Source organism: Ideonella sp. P3_A4 (genome assembly GCF_056403075.1).
This window is the reverse complement of sequence record NZ_JBFUGE010000361.1, coordinates 1-6,217: the sequence shown is the minus strand read 5'-3', so window position 1 is coordinate 6,217 and position 6,217 is coordinate 1. Positions and strand designations below refer to the sequence as shown.

The window sequence follows — 6,217 nt, the reverse complement described above, 5'->3', positions numbered from 1 at the left end:
GGACGAACACGGCGTGCTTGCCTTCGCTTCGAAGGCTCTGGGCACAGGCCGAGAGTTCGGTTGACTTTCCGAAGTTGGCCCGGGCGGTGATGAGAGAGAAGCTTCCCTCGAGCACGCGGTCCCACGTCAGTCGCTTTCCCAAGACATTCGGAGCGAAGAGCTCCTCAACTGTGTACTTGGTTAGGAGGCCGAAACGGCGGTTGAGGTTTAGATACATAGTTGAAGCTGTGCAATCCCAATGCAAGCCCATAGTGGCGCGTGGCCGGCGTACGAATTGCTAGGAGGTGCGGAGTCCTTCGACAATGCCGGAGCGACGACCTGAGCCCGCTGACGGTCAGCACGAGATGCGGGCGTCTACGCCCGCATGCTCACGCAACAGGAAGAGCAATCCGCCACCGTCAATGAGTTCCACCGGCTTGTCCTTCGAAAAGTTGTATGCGTCCGGCCCGTACCCGCTCGTGGTGACAAGGATGCCCTTGTTGGCGCCCTCATTGAGCATCGTTCCATAGAGGTCACGTACCGCCTCCACGCCGACGGTGTTGCGATATCGCTTTGCTTGAATCACGACCTTGCCGCCGAGAACCGGCCGCGCATCAAACGCCACCGCGTCCACACCGCCGTCGCGTGAAGACCGAGTCAACTTGCTCTCAAGCCCCATCTTCCCGAAGAGGTTTGCCACGAGCACTTCGAACTCGGTCGGAGTCATCTCCATCAAGTTCGGGCGCGACTCAAGCCCACCAAGCGCGTCGTGTTGGTCAACGAACCGCCTGTCGACCATGTTGAACTCGACGATTGGCTTCACCGCCTGAAGTTCGTCTGGCCTGGCGGAGACCTTGGCGCCGAGGTTCTTGAGGCACGCGGTCTTGTCCACCTTGTCTAGTCGGAGCGCGAGGAAGTCTGCCTTCGGAGCTCGGACCGAAATGAGCGGCACGCGCACCGGGCGTCCACTGGCGGGGTCGGTCGTGTCGACCACGCCTGTGAAGGTCACGAGGGCGACGACGTCAGCCTGGTCCGCCTCAAGCAGTTCGTGGATGGTTCGAAGCGCTATCGAAGCGACGATGTCCTGGTAGGTTGCCTTGCGCTCCGAGGCCTTCCTCATCTTTGGGTCGATGAGGTCCTTGGTCTTGACGTACTTGTATTCCGCAACTTCCGGTACCACGGCGAGCTCTGGAACGTCGTACTCCACGACCACTTCTTTTGAGGCCTCGTTGTAGGCGACCTTGAATTGCTGAGGGAAGTTTTCGGGGTACTCGGACCGAGCCAGCACCATGTCGCAATAGGCAGCTACAGCGTCTGGTTGGCCACGCCTGTACGCGGCTTCGAACTCATCCACCTCGGCGTTGCGCTGCTGCTTTTCGGCGTTAAACGCCGCCTTGCGGTTTTCATGACCGGCTTTCAGCTTCGCTAGCTTTTCGGCTTTAGTGCGTTCCAACTCCTGAAAGCGTTGGAGTTGAGCCCGATGGGTTTCAGCCGCCTTGACAACCGCCTTTTCGTGGCGCCCCGCTGCCCCGGGTAAGAGCCGCGCAAAGAACGTCGGAGCCGGCATTTCCCTTGGCGGAGGTTCGACGCCAGGTCGCAGTTCCTGCGGGGCACTAAAGGCTTCGAACTCGTCCTTCACTCGGAGGCTGTCGAACGGAACTGTGTCGTCGCGGCCCAGGGTATGCATCAAAAGTCCCTGGAGCGCCTCCACTGTCTCTTTCAGCTGTTCGTTGAGGTCCCCGACCTCCTCRAGACGGTCCTCGAGGTACTCCTTCTTGGCCAAGCGCTCAGCCTCGGTAGCTTGGCGTAGGGCCTGCGTACGGGCGGTGCGCGCCTGTCGCTCAAGGGCTCTTGCGTGCGTAGCTTGCGCGCGCAGCGACCGTTGATGCTCGCGCTGCGCGGCGGCGGCCGTCCTGGCCGCGGCTCTTAGGAAGCCTTCAAAGCCGGTTCTGCGTCCCATTGTTCTCTCCCTTGGTCGCAAACCGCATGTTACGAGGTGTGTCGCCTGCTGCTTCTGGGGTCTACCCTTTCACGTCCAATCGCACACCGATAGGTGAACGCAGGGCCGGCTTCGGGAAGCAGGATGCCCAGCACGACGCCAGCGCCGGCCGCGATCTCGACAGGTGTCCACCACTGACGGCGCTAGCTGCAGCGCCGGCCGTGCCGACAACTCCTGCGCCTTCGTAGGCCGTGACGCGCTCGCCCTCGGCGTTGGTGGCGTGCTCGGTCAGTCAGCCTCCAGTTTGCGAACCCGGACCGCTCGCTGTTGAAATACCATCAACGGCCCTGACTACCCACGCGCCCCTGTCGCAAAGGACGTGCATTGATGCTTTCCGAAGTCGCCCTCACGTCGCCACGACTGTCGCTGCTTCCCCTGTCGGATGCCGATGCGCCGGCACTGTTTGCCCATCGCTGCGATGCGCGCGTCATGCGGTATGGCAGTACGCTCCCATGGGAGTCSGCCGAGCAGGCAACGGAGAAGATCGAGCGCCATCGGCTCGGTATCGCAACAGGAGAGTCGGTCTGCCTGGTCATTCGCGCCCGAGCCGACGAGCGGTTCCTGGGCACAGTGGATCTGTTCCAGATCGACTCGCTGAGCCGGCGCGCCGAACTGGGCTATTCGCTGGTGTTCGAAGCCTGGGGCCAGGGCTACATGACCGAGGCATTGACGGTGCTCCTCGATCACGCGTTCGAACAGCTCTGCCTCAACCGAATCGAGGCCGATGTCGACCCCAGGAACAGACCGTCAATCGTCTGTCTCGAACGTCTCGGTTTCCAGCGCGAGGGTCTGCTGCGACAACGCTGGATCATCGGCGACGAAATATCGGATTCGGCCTTCTACGGCCTGCTGCGGGCGGACTGGTTGGCCGGTTGTCAGCCGCGCTCGCGCCGGTAGTGCATGGCGACCGTGCCGTTGTGGAGCGGCTTCGCCGACACCAACTCGAGTCGTCGCGTGCTGGGTAGCCCGCTCTGGTACAGGGTCGGGCCGTGGCCGGCGATCCTGGGGTGAATGAGGAATTTGTACTCGTCGATCAGATCCAGCCGATCAAGCTCGGTCGCGAGCATGCCGCTGCCGAGGAGCACACCGGCCGGGGTCGCGTCCTTCAGCTCCTGCACAGCCGTGCGCAGGTCGCCAGCGATGTGGTGGCTGTTGGTCCACGGGAAGTCCTTTCGCGTCGTGGACACCACGTACTTCGGCTTGGCCTCRAGCTGGATCGCCCACTCGCGCACTGCCGCCGGCGCCTTCACTTCGCCGCGGGCGACCGCCGGCCAGTAACTCTCCATCATCTCGTAGGTGATGCGGCCCCACAGCATCGCCCCACCCTCGTCCATGAGTCGAGTGAAGAAGGCGTGTGTCTCGTCGTCGGCGATTCCCTCCTGGTGGTCGATACAACCGTCCAAGGTGACGTTGATGCTGAAGGTCAAGAGTCCCATGCGGCGAGTCTCCGGCTGACGTGTCGTATGTGGATCGTTGATGATTTCTGCCCAACATTTGAGCACGCGAGCAGTGGCCGCGGGGGGTGATAACCTCGTTCGAGGACGCCGGTAGCCATGCCGCGCTGGTGGTGGCGCTGCGCGACTTGCAGCGTGCAACCACATGGTCTGTCGGACGCGCTCGACCGGCCCGTGCCATGTGGCAGTAGTGAACGCAATGGTAGAGGGATGATTCGATGACCCGGGTTCTGGCGCTGGCGCTATGCGTCTTGCTGACATGCCTTGGAGGCGCACGTGCGCAGACCACGGATCCCGTCTATGAGCTGAACGACAAGGTCCTGCTCAAATCGCGCGATGGCGCCACCGTATCCGGCATGCTGGTGCGCCGGAAGGACGCGGCGGCGCCGCAACCCACGGTTCTGCAGTTCACCATCTACGTCCGCCCCGAGCGCGACCTGGCTGGCCTGAAGGAAATCGCCGACCGCGGCTACGCGGCCATGATCGTGTACAGCCGCGGCAAATACCTGAGCCCGGATGCGATCGCTCCTTACGAGCGTGACGGCCAGGATGCCTATGACGTCATCGACTGGATCAGCCACCAGCCGTGGAGCAATGGCGCGGTCGGCATGTTCGGCGGCAGCTACAACGGCTTCACCCAATGGGCGGCCGCCAAGAAGCTGCACCCGGCGCTCAAGACCATCGTGCCGTACGTGGCGAATCGCCCCGGCATGGGCCTGCCGATGGAGAACAACATCTTCATCAACCCCAACTACCAGTGGGCGTTCTATGTCGGCAACAACAACACCCTCGACGCTGCCGTCAACGACGACCGCGACCGCTTCAGGAAGATGCAGTTCGCGTGGTGGAACAGCGGCGTTGCTTACCGCACGATCGACAAGGTCGACGGTACGCCGAACCCCCTGCTGCAGCGCTGGCTGCAGCACCCGGCTTACGACGATTACTGGCAGGCGATGGCCCCCTGGCAGCAGGACTTCGCGCAGATCAAGATACCGGTGCTTTCGGTGGACGGCTACTACAACGATTCACAGGTATCCGGCGTCAACTACTTGCGCGAGCACATGCGCTATCTCCCTGGCGCCGAGCACTACCTGATCATCGGCCCCTGGAGCCACTTCGGCGCCCAGCGTGGCGGCGAGAAGGAGATCAACGGCATGCCGGTGCCCGCAGCCGCCTTGATCGACACCAAGGCCATCACCTACGAATGGCTGGACCACATCCTCAAAGGTGCGCCCAAGCCCGCCATCCTGAAGGACAAGATCAACTACCAGGTGATGGGGACGGATCRGTGGCGTAGCGCCCCCTCGCTGGAAGCCATGAGCAATCAGACGCTCAAGCTCTTCCTGAGCAACGCAGCGCCATCGGCGGCCTCAGCGGCCAAACTCAAGGGAGCCCATTCCCTGAGTGCTGCGGCACCAGCGAAGGAAGCATTTCTCCACCAGGAGGTCGACCTGAAGAACCGCAGGCAGTTCGACAACGACTACTACCCGGGCTCGATCATCACCAACGAGATCGACACGAGCAGTGGCTACATCTTCGTCAGCGAGCCGTTCGACGACGAAGTGCTGGTCAACGGCGCATTCGGTGGCGAGATCCTCGCGCGTATCAACAAGCGTGACTTCGATGTGGGCGTCACGATGTACGAGCTGATGCCGGATGGAAAGTACTTTCACCTCTCGTACGTCATCAACCGCGCAAGCTTCGCCAAGGACCCTACCCGGCGCGCACTGCTCACGCCTGGCAAGGTGGAATCCATCCCCTTGGGCATGACCAAGCTCGTGAGCAAGCGCCTGGGCAAAGGAAGCCGGTTGGTGGTCTATCTGAACGTCAACAAGAACCCTTTCTCGCAACTGAACTACGGCACCGGCAAGGATGTGAGCGACGAGACCATCGCTGACGCGAAGCAGAAGCTGGAGGTCGAGTGGTCGAATCGCAGCTACGTCACGGTGYCGATCCTGCGAAGCGGGACGTCAGGTTTCACAACGAGGTGAACATGATGCTGCATTTCAGGCCCTACTCGTTGACGCCCATCGCCGCGAATGATGGTCGGTTCGTCGATTTCGCTCCCTACGTGGCGTCCATCAACGACGATGGGGTCGTTGCCTTCCAGGCGACATTGAGCGATGGGCACAGCGGCGTCTTCACGAGCGACGGCCAGTCCATCGCTGATATCGCCGTGACCACGTCCACCGCCTGTCCGGTACGGTTGTTCTCAAGCCACCCTGACATCAACCAGGCTGGCAAGCTCGCTGTCTACGGAACGCTGAAGGGCGGCGACGAGGCCGTCCTGCTGATGCGCCCCGATGGCAGCGTGACGGTCACGGACGCGCGGGACCGGTTCAGCGGGATCGGACCGTTAGGGCCGACCATGAACGAGCACGACGACGTCGCCGTCCGTGGGACATCGCAAGACGGACAGGCTTGCATTCGAGTGTGGCGCGGCTCCCAGTTCCATGCCGTCGCCGAAGCAGGCGATCGGTTTTGCAGCTTCGAAGGTCTGCCCGTGGTCAACAACGACGGGCACGTCGTGTTCCGGGCAGATCTGCCCGACCACAGCCAAGGCATCTTCGTCCAGCGGGATGAGCAATGTGCCGCCGTCGCGATGACGGGCCACGATTTCGAAGAGATCGCGCGCTTTCCAATCATCAACGACCGCGGCGACGTCGCATTTGCCGCCAGGCGCACCTCCGGTGCATGGGGGATATTCACTGCGGCCTCAGGCCGGCTGGCGTGTGTGGTCGACGCCGAAGCGGGGTTCGAGAGCTTTCGCGGCGTCCTGATCAAC

Annotated in this window: 6 protein-coding genes; 3 read left to right on the top strand and 3 right to left on the bottom strand. The window is 62.3% G+C overall.

Annotated elements, in window-relative coordinates:
- Positions 1 to 217, bottom strand: a 217-nt coding sequence (locus AC1DYI_RS24045; protein WP_477206659.1) for a hypothetical protein, incomplete at its 3' end; no start/stop codon positions are given.
- A 117-nt stretch (positions 218 to 334) separates the two neighbouring features.
- Entirely contained in the window at positions 335 to 1,939 is a 1,605-nt protein-coding gene (locus AC1DYI_RS24040; protein ID WP_477206658.1) for a restriction endonuclease, read from the bottom strand.
- Positions 1,940 to 2,305: 366 nt separating this feature from the next.
- Here AC1DYI_RS24040 and AC1DYI_RS24035 point away from each other — a divergent pair, with 366 nt between their 5' ends.
- The gene (locus AC1DYI_RS24035) at positions 2,306 to 2,875 is read left to right on the top strand and encodes a GNAT family N-acetyltransferase (protein WP_477206657.1); all 570 of its coding nucleotides are present in this window, start codon (positions 2,306 to 2,308) and stop codon (positions 2,873 to 2,875) included.
- Here AC1DYI_RS24035 and AC1DYI_RS24030 read toward each other — a convergent pair.
- On the bottom strand, positions 2,854 to 3,414 hold the full coding sequence (locus AC1DYI_RS24030; RefSeq protein ID WP_477206656.1) for a dihydrofolate reductase family protein: 561 nt from the start codon (positions 3,412 to 3,414) through the stop codon (positions 2,854 to 2,856). The genes AC1DYI_RS24035 and AC1DYI_RS24030 overlap by 22 nt on opposite strands.
- A 236-nt stretch (positions 3,415 to 3,650) precedes the next feature.
- Between AC1DYI_RS24030 and AC1DYI_RS24025 the strand changes: the two genes are divergently transcribed.
- Together AC1DYI_RS24025 and AC1DYI_RS24020 are read left to right on the top strand one after the other, a co-directional pair.
- Positions 3,651 to 5,423, top strand: coding sequence for a CocE/NonD family hydrolase (locus AC1DYI_RS24025; RefSeq protein WP_477206655.1), 1,773 nt, complete (start codon positions 3,651 to 3,653; stop codon positions 5,421 to 5,423).
- Positions 5,424 to 5,425: 2 nt separating this feature from the next.
- Positions 5,426 to 6,217: DUF7453 family protein (locus AC1DYI_RS24020; RefSeq protein ID WP_477206654.1), on the top strand; the 792-nt coding region annotated here is incomplete at its 3' end.